The organism is Vibrio sp. KUL78 (genome assembly GCF_059725505.1).
In genome coordinates, this window is the sequence record NZ_AP045840.1 from 24994 (window position 1) to 44458 (window position 19465).

The 19465-nt window shown below is 47.9% G+C and carries 26 protein-coding genes; all 26 read right to left on the reverse strand.

All coding sequences use genetic code 11. The annotated features are described in order from the left end of the window. Window positions 1-18 precede the first annotated feature (18 nt). Window positions 19-948: a hypothetical protein gene (locus tag AC6I8Y_RS27170; RefSeq protein WP_498023522.1), complete on the reverse strand. Its 930-nt coding sequence runs from the start codon at window positions 946-948 to the stop codon at window positions 19-21. Between the two features lie 171 nt (window positions 949-1119). Beyond that, on the reverse strand, window positions 1120-1674 hold the full coding sequence (locus tag AC6I8Y_RS27175; RefSeq protein ID WP_498023524.1) for a hypothetical protein: 555 nt from the start codon (window positions 1672-1674) through the stop codon (window positions 1120-1122). Then, window positions 1674-2192, reverse strand: coding sequence for a hypothetical protein (locus AC6I8Y_RS27180; RefSeq protein ID WP_498023526.1), 519 nt, complete (start codon window positions 2190-2192; stop codon window positions 1674-1676). The genes AC6I8Y_RS27175 and AC6I8Y_RS27180 overlap by 1 nt, the downstream gene beginning before the upstream one ends. 103 nt (window positions 2193-2295) lie before the next feature. Continuing rightward, entirely contained in the window at window positions 2296-2784 is a 489-nt protein-coding gene (locus AC6I8Y_RS27185; protein ID WP_498023528.1) for a DUF4262 domain-containing protein, read from the reverse strand. A 9-nt stretch (window positions 2785-2793) separates the two neighbouring features. Further along, window positions 2794-3066 (reverse strand): hypothetical protein, encoded by a 273-nt coding sequence (locus tag AC6I8Y_RS27190; protein WP_498023530.1) that lies wholly within the window; start codon window positions 3064-3066, stop codon window positions 2794-2796. Between the two features lie 8 nt (window positions 3067-3074). Further along, on the reverse strand, window positions 3075-3437 hold the full coding sequence (locus AC6I8Y_RS27195) for a hypothetical protein (protein ID WP_498023531.1): 363 nt from the start codon (window positions 3435-3437) through the stop codon (window positions 3075-3077). A 14-nt stretch (window positions 3438-3451) separates the two neighbouring features. After that, window positions 3452-3673, reverse strand: coding sequence for a hypothetical protein (locus AC6I8Y_RS27200; RefSeq protein WP_498023533.1), 222 nt, complete (start codon window positions 3671-3673; stop codon window positions 3452-3454). Then, window positions 3660-4031 carry a hypothetical protein gene (locus tag AC6I8Y_RS27205; protein ID WP_498023535.1) on the reverse strand — a complete coding sequence of 124 codons (372 nt, stop codon included), beginning with the start codon at window positions 4029-4031 and terminating at the stop codon, window positions 3660-3662. Before AC6I8Y_RS27205 ends, AC6I8Y_RS27200 begins: the two co-directional genes overlap by 14 nt. Window positions 4032-4033: 2 nt before the next feature. Continuing rightward, the gene (locus AC6I8Y_RS27210) at window positions 4034-4777 is read right to left on the reverse strand and encodes a hypothetical protein (protein WP_498023537.1); all 744 of its coding nucleotides are present in this window, start codon (window positions 4775-4777) and stop codon (window positions 4034-4036) included. A 91-nt stretch (window positions 4778-4868) separates the two neighbouring features. Further along, window positions 4869-5132, reverse strand: a complete 264-nt coding sequence (locus AC6I8Y_RS27215; RefSeq protein ID WP_498023539.1) for a hypothetical protein — start codon at window positions 5130-5132, stop codon at window positions 4869-4871. Continuing rightward, window positions 5132-5443 (reverse strand): hypothetical protein, encoded by a 312-nt coding sequence (locus AC6I8Y_RS27220; protein ID WP_498023540.1) that lies wholly within the window; start codon window positions 5441-5443, stop codon window positions 5132-5134. Before AC6I8Y_RS27220 ends, AC6I8Y_RS27215 begins: the two co-directional genes overlap by 1 nt. Next, entirely contained in the window at window positions 5440-8793 is a 3354-nt protein-coding gene (gene dnaE / locus AC6I8Y_RS27225) for a DNA polymerase III subunit alpha (protein ID WP_498023542.1), read from the reverse strand. Before dnaE ends, AC6I8Y_RS27220 begins: the two co-directional genes overlap by 4 nt. Further along, complete coding sequence (locus tag AC6I8Y_RS27230; RefSeq protein WP_498023544.1) at window positions 8777-9346, reverse strand: hypothetical protein; 570 nt, start codon at window positions 9344-9346, stop codon at window positions 8777-8779. The genes dnaE and AC6I8Y_RS27230 overlap by 17 nt, the downstream gene beginning before the upstream one ends. 10 nt (window positions 9347-9356) lie before the next feature. Beyond that, window positions 9357-10517: an AAA family ATPase gene (locus AC6I8Y_RS27235; RefSeq protein WP_498023546.1), complete on the reverse strand. Its 1161-nt coding sequence runs from the start codon at window positions 10515-10517 to the stop codon at window positions 9357-9359. A gap of 103 nt (window positions 10518-10620) precedes the next feature. Continuing rightward, the gene (locus AC6I8Y_RS27240; protein ID WP_498023548.1) at window positions 10621-12747 is read right to left on the reverse strand and encodes a cobaltochelatase CobT-related protein; all 2127 of its coding nucleotides are present in this window, start codon (window positions 12745-12747) and stop codon (window positions 10621-10623) included. A gap of 252 nt (window positions 12748-12999) precedes the next feature. Further along, a complete protein-coding gene (locus AC6I8Y_RS27245) occupies window positions 13000-13503 on the reverse strand; it encodes a hypothetical protein (RefSeq protein ID WP_498023550.1) in 504 nt (167 codons plus the stop codon). 364 nt (window positions 13504-13867) lie between these two features. After that, entirely contained in the window at window positions 13868-14230 is a 363-nt protein-coding gene (locus AC6I8Y_RS27250; RefSeq protein ID WP_498023552.1) for a hypothetical protein, read from the reverse strand. Beyond that, complete coding sequence (locus AC6I8Y_RS27255; protein WP_498023554.1) at window positions 14220-14984, reverse strand: ParA family protein; 765 nt, start codon at window positions 14982-14984, stop codon at window positions 14220-14222. Before AC6I8Y_RS27255 ends, AC6I8Y_RS27250 begins: the two co-directional genes overlap by 11 nt. Further along, window positions 14977-15630, reverse strand: a complete 654-nt coding sequence (locus tag AC6I8Y_RS27260) for a hypothetical protein (protein WP_498023556.1) — start codon at window positions 15628-15630, stop codon at window positions 14977-14979. The genes AC6I8Y_RS27255 and AC6I8Y_RS27260 overlap by 8 nt, the downstream gene beginning before the upstream one ends. Before the next feature lie 172 nt (window positions 15631-15802). Next, on the reverse strand, window positions 15803-17164 hold the full coding sequence (locus AC6I8Y_RS27265; RefSeq protein ID WP_498023558.1) for an ATP-dependent DNA ligase: 1362 nt from the start codon (window positions 17162-17164) through the stop codon (window positions 15803-15805). 11 nt (window positions 17165-17175) lie between these two features. Then, on the reverse strand, window positions 17176-17430 hold the full coding sequence (locus AC6I8Y_RS27270; RefSeq protein ID WP_498023560.1) for a hypothetical protein: 255 nt from the start codon (window positions 17428-17430) through the stop codon (window positions 17176-17178). A 1-nt stretch (window position 17431) separates the two neighbouring features. Further along, window positions 17432-17698, reverse strand: coding sequence for a hypothetical protein (locus AC6I8Y_RS27275; RefSeq protein ID WP_498023562.1), 267 nt, complete (start codon window positions 17696-17698; stop codon window positions 17432-17434). Further along, entirely contained in the window at window positions 17682-17978 is a 297-nt protein-coding gene (locus AC6I8Y_RS27280; protein WP_498023564.1) for a hypothetical protein, read from the reverse strand. Before AC6I8Y_RS27280 ends, AC6I8Y_RS27275 begins: the two co-directional genes overlap by 17 nt. After that, window positions 17971-18168: a hypothetical protein gene (locus AC6I8Y_RS27285; protein ID WP_498023566.1), complete on the reverse strand. Its 198-nt coding sequence runs from the start codon at window positions 18166-18168 to the stop codon at window positions 17971-17973. The genes AC6I8Y_RS27280 and AC6I8Y_RS27285 overlap by 8 nt, the downstream gene beginning before the upstream one ends. Next, window positions 18168-18872 carry a radical SAM protein gene (locus AC6I8Y_RS27290; protein ID WP_498023568.1) on the reverse strand — a complete coding sequence of 235 codons (705 nt, stop codon included), beginning with the start codon at window positions 18870-18872 and terminating at the stop codon, window positions 18168-18170. The genes AC6I8Y_RS27285 and AC6I8Y_RS27290 overlap by 1 nt, the downstream gene beginning before the upstream one ends. Then, complete coding sequence (locus tag AC6I8Y_RS27295; RefSeq protein WP_498023570.1) at window positions 18872-19450, reverse strand: hypothetical protein; 579 nt, start codon at window positions 19448-19450, stop codon at window positions 18872-18874. The genes AC6I8Y_RS27290 and AC6I8Y_RS27295 overlap by 1 nt, the downstream gene beginning before the upstream one ends. Window positions 19451-19465 lie beyond the last annotated feature (15 nt).

Here is a 19465-nt window from a genome sequence, read left to right on the forward strand (position 1 = left end):
TGAGTGAGGGTGCGAGAATTACAGGTCGTCTAGATCTGCAAGCAGGTCATCGATATCATCAATGTCATCGACATCGTCAGAACCAGAGGACGCTGCGACAGCATCGTCAGTGCCGGTCGCCTTCACTTCTTCTTCCATCACTTCGAATTCCGCATCATCGATATCGTCCATGACTTCCATCATGTCGTCTTCGACCTTTTCAGCGACTTTCTTAGCAGGCTTTTTCGTTTCGAGCGCTTTAGGCGCAGAGTCAGTAAGCAGACCAACCGTTGCGTTGACTGCTGTGATAGCAGCTTTCAAGCCGTTCTCATGCTCTTGCTGAACGAACTCTTGGAGGTCGGTCATCTGATCAAGCACACCTTCATCAACAGGTGCAGACTTCGCAGCAGGCATGACGCTGTACTTGGTGTTAAGACCAGTACCTTCACGCGTGATGACTAAGTCAACACCGTCTTTCAGATGAATGAGATCAGGGTACTCTTCCATAATGTCGATCACTTTTTCGAACGTGGTTGGGGTCATCTGCAAGATTTGCGGAACGCCCTTTTTGTCCGATGAGTTCAAGTGCAACACGTTAACCAATACTTCTGCACGGCGACACTTCGCCTCTTCAACCAGATCCAGCTCTTCATCAGTTTTTGCGTGACGAGCCGCTTCTTCGATGGCTTGACACACATCACATGGACGATCGAAAGTCTTATCTACACAGACGTAAACAGATTTCACCTTGTTACGACCGCTCGTTGCGTCCTTCTCTTCAGACTTGATGAAGTGTTGACCAAAATCAGCCCAGAACTGCCCTTCGTAGTCACCCGATTTAGCAGGCAGAATGCGGAACTTGTTCTTACCCATCGGAATACGAAGAACGTCGGCGCGCATGCCTGAGTTCTCTTGAATTTGCTTCTTTTTGGCTGCGAGTTTTTCGCGTAATTTTGCTGATGCGCTCATGGCGTTTCCTTGTGTTTATCAGTTGCTTAGGTTTTTTAGGTTGCTTAGTTTTTTCAGTTGCTTAGGTTTCTTAGGTTGCGATAATCGCTGATAAAATTAATTATCAAGTACAATATAAAGTACTTACTTAAAGATGCATTACACCCCGAAGCAGTCCCTATGGGTACTGTGCTACGCGCTGTTCTCCTCTTGCTTGTCCTCATTTACGTACAGCTTTGAGGTTAATTGCGTAACGGAAATGGGAAGCTTGATTTCGACCCAAGACGCTTCGCCTTTGAGGATGCCCTCTGGCTTGTCATCTGTTGGGTATAACCAACCTTCGGTGAAATAGAATTGATCGCCCTTGCGAACCACACGCTGATCTCGGCTGTTCGCTTGAAGCCCCTCTTTGACCGTGATCCATCGGTCATTCTCAGTCAGATCGGACAGCACTGCGCCTTGTGCGAGTGAAGCCAGAAGTCCAAGCGTGACGCTGATTTCGGTTTCAGGCAGTTTGCAAGCGTGAAGGACACCGAGTAAATCAAGCGCTGCCCCCATTGATTGCTGAGAAGGCTTCTTGGTACCCGACTTAATCAGATGATTGATCTCTTCGACCGCTCGCTTGTACATTTCGCTGTTGCAGTCAATCGGGACACCGCCATGACGACGAAGAAAGTGGTTATTGAATTGAGCAATGCGCTCATCCACAAGTTTCGTCACCGCAGCTTCGATGATGGATGGGTTCATTATTTTCCTCGCTCTTCCATGAGTCGTTTGGCACGTTGAGAAGGAGTTTCATCTCTCGATTTCAGAAACAGCTCGCCCTTCATCTCCTCGCGTCTTGAGACACCTTTTTGCACGAGCATATCTCGACGCTGCTTAAAGGCTTCCAGTCCTTCTTTGAGTAGCGTGGCACGTAGCTTGGTCTTGTTGACTTGCTGTGCGGCGAGAATGTAGTCCTCTGAACGAAGCACTTCCGCTTCGAGAGAGGCTTCACTGAATTTCACCGCTCTACCTAACTTCGCATTTCGAATGGCGGCATACTTTTTCGCATGCGTCACTTCAAGCATGGTCTTCGCATGATCAGCTTCGTATTGGGCTTTGGCATACAGTGAGGAATAGTAAGCGTAGAGAGAAGCCTGCTCAGTCATGTTGCCATCCAGATCCGCATCGTTGATCTGCAAGTCGCGTCTCAACTTAGCGGCACTGAACTCGCGCTCTTCATGCCTTGCATCGACAGCCATGTCATCGTCTTTCGCTTCCATACATTTAAACCTTATAGTGTTAAGTGCTTACTTAAGAGTGATCTTATAGTAAGCACTATTCACGAAAATTAAAAGAGGACATCGTAAAATAAATACACATTACCTACGCTTCGAACTTTGCCTTCACAAGAGGCAATAGCTCTTGAAGATGGTGCATGCTATAGCTTTCATCAAAGGGCAATCGACCCTCATGATCTGGCCAAATTAACTGAGCAACACGGAAGTTATCATGGTGCTCGTAGCGCTGATGGGCAAACACGGTGAAGTGATTGATGAGTCGAGGGTAACTGGTGTCTAGCTCGCGAACTTGCAGCGGAAGTGGCTTCTTGTCTTTGGTCTGAATGTAGTCATTGTGGATGCCAGGTAAAAACCCGCGACGCTTCCATTCATCCACGATTACATGAATGATTTGAGCCCCATAGGTCGTAGGGATGTCACCCACCATTAAGATCTCAGGCAGACCCATGTCCGTTAAGCCGATAGTGTAGAAGAAAGGCAGTGAGGCGCTATGCTGATCTGCCATGATGTACTGAATATGAAAGCCATACTCTTTGATGTTTCTTTCGATGCTATGTTTGATTTGCCAACTCATGCTGCTTCCCTATTTGAATGTGCCCAGTTTTTCATGACGCTTGATGGCAAAATCGACATTACGCTTTAGCGCTTCCAATATTTGCTCTTGCTTGTATTCCTTTCCGTCTTGATGAATGGACTCAACCCATTCGTTTGAGCCTCTGGTACCAATCAAAACTGTGGTGACTGCGTCCAACTCTTGCGTCTCTGTACCAACAGGACAAGCATCGTCACATCCGCAATCGCAGTCGTTATCACACGTTGCACTGTGGCGAACGGTAAAAGGTAGAAATAACTTCATGCTCTCTCCTAGTAATTGCGCTTGTAGGCTTTCGCCCCTTTCGCTTGTCTGAAATTGAACTTACGCTCGCGCTCGCACCCTTTACACATTGAGTGTGTGCCGCCTATTTGAGAGCGAGTGCGATGCCAGAACTCAGCGGTCAGTGGGTAATACTCTTCGCATCGCACACACAATCGCTCGATTGAGTCCTCACCCAAACGAATGCGATCCCCGTTCAAGCGCTTATTGAACAGCGACTCGGTCATCTTGAAGTCGCAGTCCAACACTTCTTGCGCCAACAAATGCAATGGCACTTCCAGCTTCTCAGCGATCACGCTCATCGACAGATCGGGCATCAATGCTTTGGCTAAATCGATATCGTTACTTTCCATCGTCAGTTCTCCCGTTAATCCACGACACCAGAGCCATAGAACTCACCCATTGTTAAGCCGCGTTTGACTTGTGTGTTCTGACACACCGCGTAACGACCGTACTTTGTTTCGCCAAAGTACTGCCACTTGTACTTCGGGTCATCCAACTCCAATTCATCTTCATTGTGATGCTTAAGATGACGGTGTTGTGGCAAAGGCTTATGAAACTCTCGACAAACAAAATCATTTGCACTCATGACGTTTTCCTTGTTTAGCGGCTTCGGACTTCTCGCGATTCATCTCTAACTGGCAGCAAATGCAGTGCGAGTTTGCGCCATCTTTTGTTGACCGCGAACGATGCCAAAATTCAGTGGTATAAGGCACATACTCTTTACATCGATAGCAGCGGCGCTCTATTGCTGTGCTGCTAAATCGAATGTTGTTGTTTTTGAGGCGTGCGTTGAATAGCCCCTCGTCCATTGGGAAATCGCAATCAAGTATCGAGTGAGCCATAAGATGCACTGAGATCTCGAACTTCTCTGCGATCACGGGCATTGATAGAGTGGGCATCAGTGCCAACATGAGCACTCTGTCTTCATTCGATACTTGAGCCATTGCTATTTCTCCAACGCTAGAAGTTCAGGGGTCATATCAAGCACACCGCTGACCAACTCTGAGGTCACCGCAAGCACCTTCTTGCCTTCTGCGGAGCTGCTTAACTCGTCAACAAGCAGCTTGGCTTCCATCTCTTCGACCAACTGATCGATGTCATCCATCTTTTTGTTGATGGCGCAAATATCGTCGTAGATCTTGCGCTCTTCGCTGACCAGTGCGGCTTGCTCTTTAAGCTTGGCCATCCATACATCATCGAGTGCAACGAAGCAGCTAAAACCTAATAAGTCTTCGTAACCCTCGCCTGCCCAACGAACCTTGAAATCCACGTTCACATCCGTACCCAACTCTTCCAGTACCTTTTTGAATTGTGGCGACTCTAGAGAGCACATCTGAAGACTGCGAGCGGCTGAACCAGAGGCAATGCTGTCAACAAAGTTGAGATTGGACGCAAAGTTGTGCTCATCGTGATGTGGGGAAAATGTGTTGCAGAGGTTTCGAAAGCGCGTGACGTCACCATCATGCTTGATGCCGAGAGTCACCTTATCGTTGAGGTACTTTTCCAAATCCTTGACGTCGAAGACATTCATTGCCTCGTCACTGATCGACTCGCGTTTGGCTTTTAGCTCATCAAGCTTGGCTTTAAGCTGAGACTTGATAACCTGCTTGCCAATCTTACTGGCGTACCCGATGTTCGTTTGAACTGCTTGGTCTTTGGTGACCGGCATTACACTCTGTTTTTCAGTCATGCTATCTCTCCGTTGATAGACTGCTTTATTCATACTGTTATGTTATGACGCGAAGACAGGGCGCTCACTTGCGCCCGTTGGGTGTTAAGGGCTATTGATACTTCCCGAGAATATCGATAGCTCGCTCAAAGAACGTGTTGGCTTGCGTGTTCGCACCGTCGTACTTCATGGCGATGGCCGCAATCAAAGCGCTGTCCAAACTTTCATAGGAGTGGCTGGTATCGACGCCCTTCAGGTAAACGTGAAACGCGGTGTTGTCAGTGCCTCTCTCGATGTACTCACGAATAACGTAATCGCCAATCACATGGTCTTTGACGATCTTGCCCCAGTTGAATTTCTTCTTGAGTTCGGCCATTACACTTCCTCCGTACTGCTGAGTTTTTCGATAATGCGACCAATGACCTCACCCACTGCACTGTCGTACATCCCGTAGCTTTCAAGCTTCTTTCCGTGCTCTTGCGCGACTTTCGTGGCTGCATCAATCGCTACGCCAAAGTGCGCATTGATGGTCTTTGGCTCTCGCAACGATTCAGTGAGTGCGTCAAAGAAAGCATCTTGAACCTCTGCTGCGCCCTTCATGCTTGAGTAGAGCTGAAGATTGTCCTTGTCTTCACGAACAAACTCTGCGGTTACTTTGACTTCACTTTGGATATTGTTGATTTTCATGATAGTGATTCCTTAACTTCGGCAAATATGTCATTGAGGATGTCTTGCACTTCGGGCTTCACAAACGTCATTTGTGGGTTAGGCGCGAAGTAGATGGAACAGTCGCGTTTCACGTCATAAATCACCTGACCAGAGAGCGCTTCCCACCCTCCCTTCACATCAGGACATAACGCTCGGATAGCTGCGCCACCTGCACAGATCACCACGCTTGGTTTGAGCAGTTCGATTTCTTGCTCAAGAAACTCTGACCATTCGTTGATCTCTTCAGTCGAGAGTTGCTTATCTTTCTTCTTGGCTTTGACGACACCCGTGTAATAGCCTTCTGACTTTTTCAGTCCAGCGTAGTCGAGTGCGAACTTGGTGTAGTTGAACGATTTCCCTTCAGCGAACTTGCCTGCCTTCTCTTCGGTAAAGGCCGCGCTGTCGGAAATCATCATGAACTTGGGGCGTGCGCCAAAGTTTGGAATGACCGGTATGACGCCTGTTGAGAACCCTTCTTCGTCATACTGTTTGGCTTTGATGGCTTCACACAGCTCGGCTATCTCGGGTTTCACAGTCTTCAGATCGATGTAGCGGCTCGCTTTGACGTTATTGAGCATCAGATTAGGTAGCAGCTCTTTTTGGTCTTTGAGGCGATCTGGGTGACGAGGGTCGATAGCGTCAGGATCGATGGAGCAAAACGCACCGACGCGATCAAGGTTCTCTTGGGCTCGCTTGTTACAGTGACGCTTTTCAATGCTGTCCAGAAAATGCTTCTTATCTCGGAACACCCCTCCGACGTCTTCTCTGACGCGCAGTATCATCTTGGTGCCCTTGTCAGAGACTTGTTTCACTCGATTAAGAGGACTGTACAGAATGTGTTGCTCGCGCTTCTCGTCGTATCCAATTTCAAACGTGTCTGTTGAGTTGTTGATACAAGGTGGCACGACATACACCCCATGCTCAGCGGCATCTTTTACGATGGGTGTGAGCGCATCTTCTTTGACGATCGATAAGGACGCAGCAAAGAACTCAGCAGGGTAATAGTGCTTGAGGTACATACAGATGTAGGAGATGAGCGTGTAACTCACCGAGTGCGATTTGTTAAAGCCGTAGCCTGCGAATTGAGCGATCTGGTCGAACAGATGCGAAGCATGCGACTCTTCCATATCAGAGCACTTCACTGCGCCTGCCACGAACTTCTCACGCTGCTTCTCCATTTCTGCAGGGAGTTTCTTACCCATCACTTTACGAAGCACATCGGACTCGCCCATCGTGTAGTCACACAGATCACGGGCAATCTGCATAACCTGTTCCTGATAGACAATAACGCCTCGCGTCTCTAACAGAGCAGGTTCCATCTTGGCATGTTCGTAATGCGGCTTAACGATGCCTTGTTTGATTTGGACATACGTCTCGGTCATGCCCGATTGGAGTGGGCCTGGACGATAGAGTGCAGTCGCCGCGTAGACATCTTCAAAGGTGAGTTTTCGACCCCCTTCGCCAAACTGCTTAAGTAAGGTTCGCATTCCGCCAGAGGTAAACTGAAACACACCAACGGTCTTACCCTGAGCAAACGCATCGAGTACCGCTTCATCATCAAGAGGGATACTGAGCAAATCGAGGTCGATACCATGACGCTCTTTGATCTTGTCTTTGCTGATCTGGATAACATCGAGCGTGGACAGACCCAGTATATCGAGCTTGATTAAGCCCCAGTCCTCCACCGTTCGTTTGTCCCAGTTCACCGACTGTTCGCCTTTTCGATTCTCCACCACAGCGCGTTCGATTAATGGCTCTCCTGCCACAACAACCCCCGCAGCGTGTCGTCCGAGACTTCGCATTGCGCCATCTAACTGCTCAGAGATGGGAAAGAGATCGGGGTGATTCACTGCGTAACGAGCGACTTCGGGCAATTCTTTGGCTTGTTCAAGCGTCATGCCTTGCTCGATGCCTCGTGTACATTTGAGTTCATCTTGGCTGATGCTGAACATGCGCCCCACATCTCGGATCGCTGACGCTGCACCTAGCGAGGTGTAGTTGTTGATGCCTGCTACGTTTTCTCGTCCGTATGTCGCTGCAATCCAATCCACGACCTCTTGTCGTCGTGAGGACATGAAGTCAGTATCGATATCGGGATAGTCGAGACGATCGGGGTTTAGGAAACGCTCGAAGATAAGACCAAAGCGAATCGGGTCCACATCTGTAATGCCAATCAGATATGCGACAAGGGAACCGGCTGCAGAGCCACGAGCAGGACCCACTAGGATGTCGTTTTCCTTACTGAACATGATCACATCACGCACCAACAAGAAATAACGGTCAAAACCCATGTCACGTAGGATTTTCAGCTCGTATTGCAATCGCGTTTTGTACTGAGGCAGATCGGCTGAATCGGGTTTGTAGCCAAAGACTTTGCGGCCGAGTCTGTCTTTCCAACCTTGCTTACAAAGCTTGGTCAGCTCCGCGAACTCATCGTCTGCCATTTGAGGTAAACACATCGCTTGCTTTGTCCATTCGTAGCGACAGGCGTCGAATAAGTCAGCGCTGCGATCGGTGATGGCCGCTGCGCCTGACACTGAGAGACGTTCAATCATCGCCTCACATTCAAACCCCAACTCTTCTTTGCTTTTCACCACGAAATCGCGATTGAATGGGATGCTGCGAAGACGGTGCTTAGCGTTCGAGTGTCCAATGATGTAGCTCATTACATCACGCGCCTCGTCTGCGTTCTCCTCATACAAAGCAGGACGAGAGAACACCGTTTTAGAATCGCTCTCTAATGCACTCTGAGCAGCGATAGCGTTGATCTTGTCAAAGTATGCGCTGTTGACTGGAATCATCTCTATAAATCGATTTGACGCGCTCACATGCTTAACCAACGCTTCATGTATGCGCTTGTAATTCGAGTGTTGAAACAGCGAGAAAAAATCGCCTGTCGAGACAATCAGTCCGTCAGACTTCAGCGCCACCACGAGCTCTTTAATGCCAACGCGAGGCGTGTGGTAAAAGTACGCTTCTGAGTTTGCAGCCGATAACAGTCGAAACAGCGCTTTAAGCCCCTTTTCGTTTTTCACGAACAGCTTTGCTTCCCAAAACTCATTGCGCTTGGCTTTCTCGCCTGACTTCTTTGAGGGCGGTCGATAGGTGGGGTCGTCATAGACTTTGATGTTCACCCCGATCACCGCTTTGATGGGCTCTTCGAGTGTACGAACGGTATTAAACAGATCCGTCATGCCTGATACCGTTGCGTCGTCTGTTAATGCGACTTGTTGGTAGCCGTGTTCTTGCGCCAATGTAATGATGCGCTTCACGGGTAAGATGCTGCGCCCCATGCTAAAGGTGCTTCGCGTATTAATTAGCGAGGTCATAAGCGCTCCCTGTCTTACTGATTACATTTAGTGCCATCAACGCTTGCGCAGCAAAACTGGCGTGATTGCTGATGGCGGTTTCTTTGCAATCAGGACGATCAGCACGAATGAGTGCCTTCAGCTCCTCATGTGTGAATCGTCCGTCTTGATTGAGCTTGCCTTGAATGGCAAAGAGGTAGGTCGGCTTGACGAACTTAAGGCGGTTACCTCCGCGTCGAGCGTCCTGCTTCATATCGATGCCGCGAGTGAGAATGGCAGTCGCAATCTTTCGAGCACGAATACTCAGTGCCGACAAATCCACTTCCACTTGAAACTTGACCGAATGACTCGATTCAAGATGAATGGCTTTGGTAGCCACCCCATGCTTATCGAGATAGGTTTGCGTGGCGCTCAGCAGTGGCGTCACGTTGAGTGTTTCGTTGATGCGTTCAAGCTTGCCCATCACCTGCTTCGCACAATCAATGCTCGAAGGACAGCGCTTGCAAGGCGCTGTGGTTGGAAAGAAAGAGCAAGCTTGCCCCAAGCAATGAGGGGCAAGGTTTGATTTCGACATACTCACCTCACTAGGCAGTAATGATGCGCTTCGCGATTTGAGTTACGACCTCACGGTCTTTCGTCGTCAGACGATTGATGTAAGCCAGCTCTAGCCCCTTCATGAATGAAGCGCGAGCAATGGCAATTTTTGCAGAGTTGATCAGAACGCGAGGACCGATTGGAGTGCGGATTTTCTTCGCGTCATAGGCATCACGTACCTTCGCAGCGAACTCAACCAGCTTCTTCGCATCGTCTTCTGCAATGCGACCTTGATTCGAGACAACCTCGATCTCTTTCTTTTTCGGCATGAATGGGATTTGCTCGACAATACCAAAGCGCTCAGCGTTCGCACCGTTTTGAATGTTGGTGCCTTGATACAGACCCGTCTCGTCAGCCGCCATGTTCGTGTTGCCGGTCGCCACAAAACGGAAGTTAGGGTGAGGCTGAATCATGCGCCACTCACTGTCAGCAGGTGCTTCTTTGATGATGAGCGCTTTGCCTTCTAACACAGGCTGATAGACCATCATGCTTTGTGGGTGTCCCATGTCGTATTCATCAGCGAGATACATCCAGCCGTATTTCATCGCAAGCGGTAGTGGACCCGGGTCGAAGTACGTACCGTCTTTGTTCGCAGCCATTGAGCCGAGAATGTGCGACTCTTCTGTTGCGCCAGTATGTTGAATTCGAATCATTGGGCGATTCGTTCGCGCTGCAATTTCCGTCCATAGCGTTGTCTTACCTGTACCTGAGTGGCCCCAAAAGTAGCCAGGTATATTGAGTGCAATCGCTGTCAGTCCAGACTTGAGTTCATCAACAGGGAAAACATGATTGTCGTCGCGCTCTGGCACTTGCATCGACCAATCGCCATCTTCGAGCACTTCGACCATGACAGGACTGCCATCTGGACGCATCGCAGCGGCAATCTTGCCTAAGTTGAACAGCGTGTGCATCTCGCCTTTGGTAGACACGGCTGATGCAGCTTCAATGGCTGACATCTCGCGAGACTCTTTCTCTTTGGCAGCGGCCGCTTTCTTCTCTTTGACGCGAGCTTCGGCAATCTCACTGAGAATAGGGGCTTTAGGGTATTCAGCTTTGTACTTCTCTAGCGTCCAGTCTGGGTGCTCATCGCGAATGTGAATTGCCATCGCGTGTACCTTTGCGCCACAGATCTTGCATTCAATCTTATTCATGTCGTCCTCTGTCATGTCTCTGTTTTAACTCTACATTTATTATTAAATGTATAATTAGGGTTATCAATGTTAAGCACTTACTTAAGAGTGGGCAAGCGAAAAATCACATGCCCAAGATAATGTCACGTACCTGAGTAACTGCCGTTGTTGGCAGTGAAGATAGGTTTCGAAGCACGGTATAGTTCGAGAAATATTCCCTCACACCTTCATGTTGAATACCAATGCCGACTAAGTTGATCCCCGCGTTCTCAATGGTCTTCGTGGTCTTCTTTAGATGGCGAGAGAGTGCTGCGTCGTCTTCTGAATGGCAGCAAGGAGAGCCATCAGAGAGCACGATCATGGCTTTGCCGGGACTTGCCTGCGCTGCGAGTCGTTTTGCCGCCAACATCAGCGATTCCCCATCGACGTTTTGTTGCAACACGCCACGAGAAGGTTGCGACCATGATGCCAAACGCTGCATGACCGTTGGTGACCAAATCTCTTTGAAGTCCTTAAAGACAGGCATGTAAATCGCGTCTAATCGAGAATAGCGATACTTACGCCCTGCCACTCCTCTGCTTCCAAGAGAGACGCCCATCTTCGACGTAAAGCCGATGATCTCGAAGTTAATGCCAATGCGGTCGAGCGCAACACCCATTGAATAAGCGGCTTCGATAGCAAGCTTCATACGTTCGCCATTCATCGAGCCAGAGCAGTCGATGACCATTTGCACATCGAAGTCTCGGGTCTTGCGAACCTCTCGCTGACGGAACACACGCATGTCGCCTGTTCGTATGCGAGCCAACTGAGAAGCGTTAATTGCTCCTCGTGTCTGCCCACCTCGCCAATACGACTTTTGCTGACTGACAAAGGCACGTTCAAAATCGAGCTGAATGGCGCTTGCGACATCCATGACACGCTCATCCAAAGCTTTCACTCGTCGCTCGGCTTCTCTAAGCTCACAGACGATGGGTGCAGGCTCAATCACATCCTGATCGGTGGTCGGAATGACGTAGTCTGATCGCTCAGCCGCATCGGACGCCATCTTCTCAATCTCACCGCCCATCGAGTCATCGAGATCGCCAATCGAGTGCTCAAGAAACTCCTTATCAGAGCTTGGTCGCCAGACCTCTCCTTCGTCGTCGTCCTCGTCGTCTTCTCCGTCATCAGAGAAAGCCCCATCGCCAGCGTCGATATCATCGCCTGACTCCTCTTCGACCTTATCTTTCTCAAGCTCAGCAGATGTTCCGCCTTCTAGCGCTTTATCCTCTTCGTCTTCTCCGCCTTCAAGACCGTCGTCTTCGTCTTCGTCGTCAGAAGCAGCGCCAGAGCCTCCTTCATCTTCGTCTTCTTCGCCTTCATCATCAAAACGATCGTCGTATTCATCATGATCATCGTAAGACTCCTCTTCTGTCTCCTCTTCAGGCTCAGGCTTCTCGTCTGTGTCATCACCCTCTTCATCGACAATGCTTCGACCAGAACGACGACCGCCTTCACCCGATGACTTACTCTTGGCAGACTTACGAGGGTCACCCATCTTGCCTTTTGAGGGCATCTCGCACTCATCGTCGTCACCACTGTCCAAATCATCGTATGGGTCCATCATGATCTGAAGCAGCATTTCGCGGCCAATCTCCACGTTCTCTGCCGTGTTCTTAGTAAACGGCATGCGCTCAATCAGTTTGGTATCGATTTTCTTAACGATAGGCTCAACCAACTCCCATTTGTCATCCATGTATTCTTTAAAATCAGGGAAGTCAGCCCATGCACGAGAGATAACGGGAAACAACACGCCAAAGTAAGCCATTGGGTTAACTTCACCTCTAGCTACAAGCGCTTCATAGTTCTTGTGAACGATCCGCTCAATGAACAGTTGATAGAGTTGATTTAGATTGTTTCGAGAGCCAGGGAAGCGCTCACGCATCTTACGCTCGACATAAGGGTCTTCAATGACGTTTTGCATTTCGAGCAGTTGAGGGTCATGGGCGATTTTGATGAGTTCAGATTGGTCAGTGAAAAGAAGATGCCCCACTTCGTGATCAAGAAATCCTTGTACAGACAAGATAAGGTCTTCACTTGCATCATCAGGGAGATAGGGAAGAGTAACCGCGATAGGTTCACCGGTTATCTCATTGTAACTTACCGCAGCCTTCATGCCCTCTTGACGAACAGGGATGTCACGATCTGCGAGTATTTGAACAATCGTCGCGATGGAGTCGCGAACGATCTCGACGGGTGATAATAGTTCCATGTTGTACACTCTGTAAGATAAGTAACGACTTAATACTATAGTGTATAACTAGGGAAAGATAGTGATTTTGAAGGAGCTTTCAGGGGTGACAGGCAAAAAAAAGCGACTGAACCTATGTCAGTCGCACTCAGTAACTACTCTCGCCTATTGCAATCATAAATGCCCTCTGGCTAAACCAATTCGAACCTTAATACGGAATTTTTCCGTAGTTAGGTTACTAACGCCTAATAGACGGACTTTTTCCGTATTTTTCTATAAGGCGTATTGGTTTCTAAGGACTTCTTTAAACTGTTCAATAGTTTCCTGATCAGGTTCAATCTTTTGATCAAGCTCTTCTTCCACTTCACGAAATGCCTGAATAAAAGCCGACTCTTCAGAGGTGTGTGTATAAAGAAGGATTGAACCGATTGCGTTCCATACCATTTCAAATTCTTTAATCTCTTTCTCAGGATTCTTTTTAACCATAGCGGTTTTTAAAGAATCTCTAATTTGAGAGATAAGAAGTTGGCGGCGATCTAACTCCAAGTTATCTGCTACAGCAATTACACGTTCAAGCGGCAAACGCATTGTGCCACTTCTTAACATTGAAAAAACAGGTGATGCACTTCTTGAACTTGGATTAATCATTCCGCATTGACGAGCAATATCATGAAGACTTAAGCCTTTAGCTTTAGCCGTATGAATACCCTTATCAATCAATTCACTTACTGGCGGGATTTCGCTGTCAATTTTTGCAGCTTTGGTTAAGTTTGTCATCGTCAGTTCCTCGCTGATTCTTTAATCAACTAATGGACATAGTACTTTTATACTAATTTCTGCCCAACATAAAAGGGGATATTAATTACTTACTTATTTTATGTTTTTAAATCATAGTCAATCAATCACACATTATCAATCACGTAACTCTCGGATGTTTAGTAAATATTTATCTAACAAATGGTTCAAGAGTGACGTTTGACAGGTTGCATACTAGCGCATTTAATACGGGATAAAAACAGAATTCTCACGAAAAAAAGTGTTTTTATTGGAGGGGTCAAAAAAGGGACAAATTGCCCCTTTTTAGAGTTGATTTTTTTAAAGTGTGGTAATATAGCGACGCTTTTACCACACTCTAACGCCTTTAGCTGCGTGCTTTACGGCGATTTCTCATTTGTTTTTCAACAGCTTTGTATACTTTGTCCATGTTGTCATCCAACACTTGCTCAAGGATACCCGCTACTAAGTCCTCAACAGGGACATCTTCATAATCTGCCAATAACTTTAAATCTTCAATAATATAGTCAGGTACTCGACTACCTAAAGGTCTTAAGTTATCACCTTTTTTCTTGCGACGAATGTTCAGTTTTGGAACGTAGATCTCTTCCGAGTCGATATCGACAGTCTCATTACTTACTGGTTTAGTAACTACTTGTTCCTCTGGTGCATCTAATAGTGCATCCAACTCTTCATCACTTCTGCCTGAATTAGTACCCTTATTGCTCATACTTTTCTAACTCCTTAAGTAGTTCATCAATGATACTTTCAACCTCATCAATGGACTCTTTTGCTCTCTGCTTTGAAATGGTAGAAACAGCTTTTCTTTGCCATTTCGTTTGTAAAACTTTAGTCATATCTTTAGGACTGTCATAAGCGTCATAAGCGGTAAAACCTACCGAACCCAATACCTTAATAATTGAGTTAGCTGACATATAAGAATCTAATCCCGAGGCTTCTTCTCGAACTCTATCTTTAATGTAGGCATTTAGATGCTTATCACGGGAATCAACCTTTTGAAGAATGCCAATAGTCGGGATAGTTTTCTGATATCTATTGGCAATACTGTTGGTCAATTTCACAACATCAAAAGACTCTTCAAAATCTGTTTCCGATGCACCAACCACCATTAGGGCATAATCGCTTTTTGAAATTAATTCAGCCTCAAAGGTTTCAAGTTTTCCCTGAGTATCGATAAACACATAATCGTATTTGCGCTTACCTACTTCCAAAACTTTATCAACGGGATCGGAGGGTTTTAATCGTTTGACCAACGGGAAGTCAGCGCCAACCTTCTCAGAGACGATTTCCAGATCTTGATAGCCCAACCGGTCGTCATAACCTTTCTTTACTGTTGGCGTCTGATCTGAGTCCAGAATCAGCACAGATGCGCCACGACGTTTCAGTCCGTGTGCAATATGCGCAAGACAACCTGATTTCCCCGTTCCGCCCTTCTGAGCGGTAACGATGATGATTTTACCCATTCTTCGATCTCCAAATTTCCGTCAATTCTCTTGCGTCCAGAGCTGAGTCGATAAATAACATGGTTTGAACCTTGTCCCTTAGCTCTTCATAAGTCATGCAAAATGCCATCTCGACTTCGGCACGAAGACCGATTAATGAGACAGGCTGGTACTGTGAATTCGTTGTCCAGAATACAAGTGGGCTTTTGAAGTGACGTGGTAAAGCATTCAGCACATCCAGTGCTACATCGTTTTCAACCATCATGCCGCCTTCTCGCATGATTTTGACGCCTTGCCAGGTTAACGCCACTGCATCTTCAAGATCGAGTCCCGTGATGAGCGCGAAGAACACGCAACGTCGTTTCACCATCTCCATCTCACGCAGCGCTTTACGCAGCTCGCCAGAAAGGAAAGGTGGTTCTGAAATAGAAAAGTCATTGAGGCGATTGTTTCGAACAATCTTCTGGGCGTTCGCGGCTGAGATTTGTTGCGCAATAGAGTTGGCTGTGTGTCTCGCTGTCTCGCGATCAGTTCTGATTTTTGAACGATAGAAAAAGCCTTGCAGGTGCGCAGGCATTACGTCATCGACGTCCATATTCCAGATGCTTAAGTCACGTAAAGTTTCCACATAGCCGTCTCTTCCTATCAGTTCGGAGACGGTAATCATCTTTGTATTCTCTTGTTTGTTCGGGATAATTTTGCTTAGCGCCAAAAAGTATAAGCGATAGAGGGGTAAAAGTAGAAGAGAAATGTGCGACCAACTGAATAACTGGTCGCACATTGAACAAGATGGTTAGCATGTTAGCAAGCTAAAATGCTTGCAATATTGCGGTATTGATTTACTCTTTTGCGCCTTTCTTGAGAGTATCACGGAAGCGTATAAAGCGTGGGTGACGCATTGAACCATCGGGCGTAACTTCGTGCGCTTTGACCTCAATGATGCGACCAAGAAGCTCATCTTGTTTGTCCCACCATGTCATACGCTGATCGTGCGTTAGACCCGACGAGACATTCACCTTCACACCTTTAAAGTCGACAACGATAGAGCCTAAATGGTTTTCGTACTTGGTGTCTCGCTCGCCTTTCTCAAAGCCGATGATCTTCAAGTCTTCACTGACGCTGCCTTTGATTTTGAGGAAATTGTTATTGCGTTTGCGCTCATAACGACAGTTGCGAGGCTTCACGATGATGCCCTCTTCCCCTAAGTTGTAGAAGTGGCTAAACAGCGCAAGTGCGGCAGCATCGTTCTCAATCTCATATTGTTCATTGAGGCGAAGCGTGTTGAGCTCAGCGTAACGGGACTTATCGCAGTTCACTCCTTCAATCCCTAAGTCATCGCATTGCTTTAGCTCACAGCCTGCTTTGAAGAACAATGCCTCGATACGGCGGCGACGAACGGGCGACAGATCGGCCTTCTTGCCGTTTCGCTCCCAAAACTCTTCTTCGGTGAGGAAATCAAAGACTCGGAACGTTGCCCCTGTGATCTGCGTGTCTTTACGATGAATGTCGCCAGACGTTTCACGGAACTCACCCGACATGACTTCACCATCGATGTAGGCCACGCCTTGATAGTTTGGAATGGCACGCTTCATTAACTCTAAGAGATCGGCTTCGATTTCTTTGAACATGGGAAACACGTTGCCCTCGCGAGATCGCATGATAACTTTGCCATCACGCAGACAAATCTCAGCAGCGCATCGAACCCCATCGTATTTCACTTCTCCGTCAACCGGCCACTCTTTCACTTTGGACGCGGCGTACTTGTTCGCAAGCTGTACTTCAAAGAGCCAGATGAACTCTTCCCACACACGATTCGCAGTCTTCGCGCTAAACGATCCACGTAAATCTTTGATGAGTATTCGCTTAAGCAGCTCCCACGACTCTGAGCAGTGTTGAGCGCGCAAATTGATGAGCGCTGAGATAGCGTTGCTTCCTGTCAGTGTGCGCTCTTTTAGCTCTTCGAGTACCTTAGCCGCATTCTCAAGAGTGAGCACGCTCACGCCCGTCTCACACTGCTTTTCAATCTGGGTGATGGTCTTTTTACCAATACCAAACGTGATGGCAGGGTTGAGCGCGTAGTTGATGACAGGCTTCAGTCCAACGTCAGGGCTCTCAAACGAAGCCATGACCACTTCCTTTTCTTTGCCTTTGGCTGCGCCTATTTGATTCACTTGTTGTAGCAAGGTCGTAAACTTATCCAAAACGAGATCTCCTATGTCGCTGATGGTAGTTCTTTGATTAATTCGCGATCGACAAAGCCAATAGCCTCTTCAGCCGAGACAAAGCGATCGCACTCTAACGTTGCCCCTCGAATGAGGGCGAAGGACGTCATGCCTGCATCTTTCTGCTCGACAATGACGGTTTTCAAAATGGTCAAGTCCACATCTTTCGAGAAGGGCAATGAGTGACACTCATCCACCCCCATCGCATCGGACCCAATAAGGACAATCATTCGTAGATCGTGCATATCAATCACCAAACAGCTCTCGCGTTGCCCACGCGTCGGCTTTCTCAGGACAATCAAACTCACCGGTCATGCGCTTACCGACCGAGATCAGCACTTCTTCAATCTCCTCATCACCCAAAAGAACCTGGGTGGCGCGTTTCACTTGTTGTCGCTCGATAGGGCAACTGGCGTTGTTCACGTTGATGCTCAACTGGCGAACTTGATTGATACGCCCTTCTTTGTTGAAACCCATAACAACGGCTTTGATGAATTTATGCGGGTTCTTCATTTAGCTCTCCTTGCACTGCTAAGACGTCATGTAGGCACGTTTCTACAGAGGAAAAGACCTCACTGTGTTGCAGAAACAGCCCGTCAATGAGGCGCGCGTATTTCCAGCCGCCTCGAACTTGCCACGCAGAGACATCGCGCAGCGTAAAAAGTAATGAATGGTGGGGAATTGACTCACCTATCTCGTAAGGAGACAGGCGGTTTCGAAAGCGATTGCAGCGCTTGTCTACCTCAAAGCCCATCTCTTTCGCCCATGCAGCGATCGCGATATCTTCACGCATGCTTAAAGCCCTCTTTGATGTTGCCTTTGGTGTGACCGCAATAGCTGCATTGCACATCACCGTTACCTGTGATGACGAAGTCACCTTTCTCCATACAGTTCGTACAGAGATAGGTATTGGTGTCGCGCACGTAGCGAAGCTCTCTTTGCCTAACGTTTTTGACTTTTGACTCTGAAAGGTTTGAGGGCATTAGGCCGCCTCCTCTTCAGTGATGCGCTCGATGAGTTCGTCCTCATCCAGCTCGCCTTTGAGAAAGCTCAGTTCGGCGTCATCGTCTTGCCACTTCATGTGACACGAATAGCCAGAATGACTTTCAAGCTGTTTGATTCGCTCGATAATCTCTATTGCATCGTCGTCATCAACATGACCGATGACTGGCGCATCGAGACAGCCGCATGCTTTGATGTCACCCGTAGGTAAGATGAATTGCGTCTCACAAGCGCATGCGTCTCGCTTGCCGATCTTGTTCTCTTTTGCAGAGCCTACGTTCGCGATATGGTGCGCTTGTACAGTTCGAATTCGACTACCAAATGCACTGACTACATCGGAATGAATGATGTCGTGATAGTTGTCTCTAGACAGTTCGCAGGTAAACTTGCCATCTTCGACGCTGATTGCTGCCAGTGCCTTTGCTATCTCGGTCTTCTTGCCATTGGTCGCCATCCACACAGAGTCCACATCAGACGCCATTGCTGCGCCAAAGAACTCCCAAAACTTGGGGTGAATCGTTGGCTCACCTCCCCCAATCTCAATGGTCGTTTCCATCTCTTCACATAGTTCAACGGCTCTTCGAAACGTTTTTGGGTGCATGTACTCGCCTCGCTTGTCTTCAGAGCAAGCGAAGCAGCAATGAGGGCATGACATGTTGCATGCAGTGGTGATTTGCAAATACATTAAGAACCTCCTGCCATCGCACGAGCACGCTCTAAGATGGACATGCCACTGGTGATTTTTGAGGTGTCAGCACGCTTAGGTTTAGGCTTTACTTTTGCTTCTTCAGTGGCTAACTCGGTGACCGCATCCGCCAACTCAGATTTTTCGGTATTGAAGACAGCGGATTTCTTCGCAGACGGCTTGGAAGTCTTTTTGCCTTTCTCACGCTCATCGACTTGGTTCCAGCCGCGCATGTAGCTTTCTGACTCAGGCTTACTTGGCTCAGTCACCACAGCAGGCTTTTGATCTAACACGGTGACATCGATACGCTCGCCAGTATCGACGCGAGGCTTAAAGAACAGAGCGCGACCGGCTTCCTGCTCTTGCTTTTGAAACTTAAGCGCTTCGCAATAGCCACGCCCCACATGCGAGTAGCAGTCAGACGAGTCATTGAGCTTGCCATTGTTGTAGGCGTTGATAGTGAACAGGCACACTCCGTAGTTCGAGCGACGATTCAGTGCAGGGCATTGCAGGTAGCACGTATTCTTTCCGCTCATGCTTGCTTCCGCAGGCAACGTGTCAATTGTAACGATTTCCATATAGTTAACTCTCTT

Excerpts from the sequence above, each read along its gene's own strand:
- AC6I8Y_RS27170 (WP_498023522.1), bottom strand. The coding sequence starts at position 948 with ATGAGCGCATCAGCAAAATTACGCGAAAAACTCGCAGCCAAAAAGAAG.
- AC6I8Y_RS27175 (WP_498023524.1), bottom strand. The coding sequence starts at position 1,674 with ATGAACCCATCCATCATCGAAGCTGCGGTGACGAAACTTGTGGATGAG.
- AC6I8Y_RS27180 (WP_498023526.1), bottom strand. The coding sequence starts at position 2,192 with ATGGAAGCGAAAGACGATGACATGGCTGTCGATGCAAGGCATGAAGAG.
- AC6I8Y_RS27185 (WP_498023528.1), bottom strand. The coding sequence starts at position 2,784 with ATGAGTTGGCAAATCAAACATAGCATCGAAAGAAACATCAAAGAGTAT.
- AC6I8Y_RS27190 (WP_498023530.1), bottom strand. The coding sequence starts at position 3,066 with ATGAAGTTATTTCTACCTTTTACCGTTCGCCACAGTGCAACGTGTGAT.
- AC6I8Y_RS27195 (WP_498023531.1), bottom strand. The coding sequence starts at position 3,437 with ATGGAAAGTAACGATATCGATTTAGCCAAAGCATTGATGCCCGATCTG.
- AC6I8Y_RS27200 (WP_498023533.1), bottom strand. The coding sequence starts at position 3,673 with ATGAGTGCAAATGATTTTGTTTGTCGAGAGTTTCATAAGCCTTTGCCA.
- AC6I8Y_RS27205 (WP_498023535.1), bottom strand. The coding sequence starts at position 4,031 with ATGGCTCAAGTATCGAATGAAGACAGAGTGCTCATGTTGGCACTGATG.
- AC6I8Y_RS27210 (WP_498023537.1), bottom strand. The coding sequence starts at position 4,777 with ATGACTGAAAAACAGAGTGTAATGCCGGTCACCAAAGACCAAGCAGTT.
- AC6I8Y_RS27215 (WP_498023539.1), bottom strand. The coding sequence starts at position 5,132 with ATGGCCGAACTCAAGAAGAAATTCAACTGGGGCAAGATCGTCAAAGAC.
- AC6I8Y_RS27220 (WP_498023540.1), bottom strand. The coding sequence starts at position 5,443 with ATGAAAATCAACAATATCCAAAGTGAAGTCAAAGTAACCGCAGAGTTT.
- dnaE (WP_498023542.1), bottom strand. The coding sequence starts at position 8,793 with ATGACCTCGCTAATTAATACGCGAAGCACCTTTAGCATGGGGCGCAGC.
- AC6I8Y_RS27230 (WP_498023544.1), bottom strand. The coding sequence starts at position 9,346 with ATGTCGAAATCAAACCTTGCCCCTCATTGCTTGGGGCAAGCTTGCTCT.
- AC6I8Y_RS27235 (WP_498023546.1), bottom strand. The coding sequence starts at position 10,517 with ATGAATAAGATTGAATGCAAGATCTGTGGCGCAAAGGTACACGCGATG.
- AC6I8Y_RS27240 (WP_498023548.1), bottom strand. The coding sequence starts at position 12,747 with ATGGAACTATTATCACCCGTCGAGATCGTTCGCGACTCCATCGCGACG.
- AC6I8Y_RS27245 (WP_498023550.1), bottom strand. The coding sequence starts at position 13,503 with ATGACAAACTTAACCAAAGCTGCAAAAATTGACAGCGAAATCCCGCCA.
- AC6I8Y_RS27250 (WP_498023552.1), bottom strand. The coding sequence starts at position 14,230 with ATGAGCAATAAGGGTACTAATTCAGGCAGAAGTGATGAAGAGTTGGAT.
- AC6I8Y_RS27255 (WP_498023554.1), bottom strand. The coding sequence starts at position 14,984 with ATGGGTAAAATCATCATCGTTACCGCTCAGAAGGGCGGAACGGGGAAA.
- AC6I8Y_RS27260 (WP_498023556.1), bottom strand. The coding sequence starts at position 15,630 with ATGATTACCGTCTCCGAACTGATAGGAAGAGACGGCTATGTGGAAACT.
- AC6I8Y_RS27270 (WP_498023560.1), bottom strand. The coding sequence starts at position 17,430 with ATGCACGATCTACGAATGATTGTCCTTATTGGGTCCGATGCGATGGGG.
- AC6I8Y_RS27275 (WP_498023562.1), bottom strand. The coding sequence starts at position 17,698 with ATGAAGAACCCGCATAAATTCATCAAAGCCGTTGTTATGGGTTTCAAC.
- AC6I8Y_RS27280 (WP_498023564.1), bottom strand. The coding sequence starts at position 17,978 with ATGCGTGAAGATATCGCGATCGCTGCATGGGCGAAAGAGATGGGCTTT.
- AC6I8Y_RS27285 (WP_498023566.1), bottom strand. The coding sequence starts at position 18,168 with ATGCCCTCAAACCTTTCAGAGTCAAAAGTCAAAAACGTTAGGCAAAGA.
- AC6I8Y_RS27290 (WP_498023568.1), bottom strand. The coding sequence starts at position 18,872 with ATGTATTTGCAAATCACCACTGCATGCAACATGTCATGCCCTCATTGC.
- AC6I8Y_RS27295 (WP_498023570.1), bottom strand. The coding sequence starts at position 19,450 with ATGGAAATCGTTACAATTGACACGTTGCCTGCGGAAGCAAGCATGAGC.